The organism is Anabaena sp. UHCC 0253, from assembly GCF_009712085.1.
Taxonomy (GTDB): domain Bacteria; phylum Cyanobacteriota; class Cyanobacteriia; order Cyanobacteriales; family Nostocaceae; genus Dolichospermum.
Genome location: NZ_VILD01000001.1, coordinates 855,693 through 858,956 on the forward strand (window position 1 = coordinate 855,693; position 3,264 = coordinate 858,956).

The following is a 3,264-nucleotide window of genomic DNA, read 5'->3' on the forward strand; positions in this document are numbered from 1 at the left end:
AAGCCAAAACTCCATACCAGAATTTCTGGCTTTGTTTTTCAGAAAATTTTTTCACTTTTAGCATCAATCCCCAAATTAAAAATTTGTATAGATCAAAGAGAAATACAAACCGTTTTCTTGCCATGTTTTATCCGTTTGAGAATTAACTGATGTCAGCGGAATACCCCAATCTAAACGAGCAGTGAAATTATTACCCTGTCGCCACAGTAAGCCCATACCCGTACCGATTAAAGTGTTATTATCGGGATTTGAACCGCCATTATTCCAGCCTGTACCTATATCTACAAAAGGCGTGAGTTGCAAGACTCCTTGAGAAACTCGCGCAATTGGGAAGCGAATTTCTGCGGTTGCTTGCACACCGTTATCTGTTAACAATTGATCCTGACGGTATCCGCGCACAGTTGTTTGTCCGCCGATACCAAATTGTTCGAGTCCTAACAGTCTTCTATCGGCTAACTGCATATCAGCTTGTAGCAGCACTAAGGTATCAGGAGCTAGTTGGCGCAGCCATTGTGCTTGTCCTCGCCAGCTAAAAAAATTACTATCAGGTGCATCGTTATTGATTGTGGCATCTAAAATTCCCAAGCCGACATTAAATTGCGATCGCGCTGCTATGACTTGTTGGCTACTGCGTTGAGTCCATTCTTGAAAAAATCGGACAGCAGAAACCCTCGTGTTTCCTTGGTCATCAGCACCAACCGCTAGGGGAAACGCCCCAATGTTGTCAAAACCTAAAAATGTTTGACTTGCTTGATGGCTGGCGGTGATTCCTAAAGTGAACTCTTGGGTGGGAGTTTGTAAGAGGGGTTGACGGAAGGTTAATTCGTAGTATCTGGACTGGGAGTTGACATCCAAAGAGTTAAAAGGACGCTCTATAACATCACTATTAGTATTACCATAGCTAAAAATCAGCTTTCCGTTACGTGGATTCACGGGTAGGCTATAGCTGACATCAAAGCCATTACTTCCATCAGTATTGGTGTAACCTAAACTTAAACCATCTCCTAGCCCTAACAAATTGGCTTCGCTAAGATTGATGCGTCGGCGAAAACTTCCCACACTCGGACTGCGTTGGTTATCTAGAGCTAGTTGAGTGCTAAAAGTATTGGCTTCCGTAACTTTAACTTCTAATATATTAGTCCCCGGACGAATCCCGGCTTGTAAATCTGTAAATATACTTTCAATTAAAGGATCTAGTTGTAATAGTTGCAGTCCTACAAGTAGGCGATCGCGCGATAGTGGTTTACCAGCAGCAATCGCCAAGCGATCGCGGATATAGTTGGGGTTGAGGCGGCTTGTACCTGTAACATTGATCTTTTCTAAACTTCCTTCTACCGCCTGCATTACCACTACCCCTGCTTTCACAGTTTGGGGGGGAATAATCACTCCAGAGGTGATATAGCCTCTATTTATATATAATTGCGTCAGTTTTGATCGGAGTTGGAGTAAGTCATTAAAGGTTACTGGGCGTTTGAGGTAAAGGTCTGTCACCTTCGCCAGTTCTTCGTTGCTAAAAACTGTGTTTCCTAAAAACTCAAACCGTTCTACAATCAAGGTTTCCGCTAACGTTTCAGGATTAACATCTGGTTGAGTTGGTGACTGGGGTGCAGTGGGTAGTAGCTGTTCTGGAGGTGGTAGTTCTGGTAATGGTTGTGGTTGGGGTAATGGTTGTATTGAAGGCGGTTTTACCTCTATGGGAGCATTTTGAGCCGCTAAGGGTTGTGCATAAACACCAAGAATTAACCCTGTGATTAGGAATAATCTATAAACCTGATGTGAATAGTCTTGATATAGATGAGGCGATCGCCTACTCAGTCGGTTCATTGTCTGATATCCCCTTGCACAACACTACAAACCTGACTAGATAGCCCCGACAGTAACCCAGTAGCGGTTGTTGGTTGAGCCGTTAAAACAATCTCTCCATTAGCACTGCGTATCATGCCCACTGCTTCTACTAAGGTATCGGAATTATTTGCTGATAATTGCCTGAAATTCATCTCCGTCATACTTCCTAAATTATTACCAGCATTTACAGTATTATTTGCTACCCATTCCGGTGAAATAGCTCCAGGCTTGAGAGTATCATCAGGACTAGGAGGTAGTCCGCCACGTCCAGTAATTACAAACTCACTTTTTCCTTGAGCAACGTTACTGTTACTACCGCAGGCTTGAGCAATTAATCTAGAAGTGTCTACTAGATTTGTCGGCAGTGTCACAAGTCCCTGAGTAGGGTCAATACTGAGAGTATTCAACGATACTTCTCCATTTTCACCCACATCGGAACTTGCGCTGATGTCACTGATGCCATTTTTATCAAGTTTCATCAGTTGTTCTGAACTCAAATTTTCCTGGTTTTGAAATCCGAGAATGCGGTTAGCAGTAATCACAATCGTGCCACCCTTACCACCAAAGGCATTGGCAATAATATCGCTGTCTTCCGATGGTACTGCTACAACAAATCCATCCTTGGCATCAATCGTGATGCTACCACCATTACCAGGATTATCTATTGAACCTGCGGTAGCAGTAATTTTACTTTGGCGACGAAGTAGCAAATTATTTGTTTTAATAGCAATTTTACCACCATCTCCTTGACCTTGATTCTGAGCTTCTATTGTTCCTTTGTCAGCAGTCAAGAAGTTAGTGTCAATATTAATATTTCCACCTTTGCCTGTTGCTGTGTTTCTGACACTACTAGAAATCCGACCCTTTCCTTCTAGGAACACTAAGTCAGAAACATTAATTATGACATTGCCAGCATTACCTTTGCCTAGATTACTCACAGATATACGTGCATTATCTGTAACAGCAAGAGTGCGACTGTTGATTTCAATATTTCCACTATTACCATCCACGTTGTCTCTAACAACGCTGATAATTCTTCCGTCATTCTTTAACTCAATCTGTTGTGCATTGACTTTGATATCACCTGCATCACCTTTTCTATAGCTATCTGCTGACAAACGAGCGTCATCTTTGATAATCAGCTGATTTGTATTAATTGTAACGTTTCCCTTGCCATCGGAGTCAAGCAATTCACCTTTGTCAATAATTTGAGTGAAAATACCTGTCTGATCGTCTGTGTTCTTGAGGCTCGAATTCCCCTGAAGTAATAAACTATCTTTTGCCTTAATAGAAATAGAGCCAACTTTGTTTCCTTTATCAACTAGACTGGAGTTAATTTGAGCGCCATCAGTCAGAGACAAGCTGCCTGTGGCGATGTCAATATAGCCATCATTTCCCTGACTAATATCTTGCTGCTGT

General features: G+C 42.1%; 1 protein-coding gene and 1 pseudogene. Both read right to left on the bottom strand.

Features of this window, described 5'->3' with window-relative positions; translation table 11 throughout:
* Positions 1-75: 75 nt before the first annotated feature.
* A complete protein-coding gene (locus tag FJR38_RS03780) occupies positions 76-1,824 on the bottom strand; it encodes a ShlB/FhaC/HecB family hemolysin secretion/activation protein (RefSeq protein WP_168496058.1) in 1,749 nt (582 codons plus the stop codon).
* A pseudogene (locus FJR38_RS03785) lies at positions 1,821-3,264 on the bottom strand (hypothetical protein); the annotation flags it as partial. The pseudogene FJR38_RS03785 and the gene FJR38_RS03780, both read right to left, overlap by 4 nt.

Excerpts from the sequence above, each read along its gene's own strand:
- FJR38_RS03780 (WP_168496058.1), bottom strand. The coding sequence starts at position 1,824 with ATGAACCGACTGAGTAGGCGATCGCCTCATCTATATCAAGACTATTCA.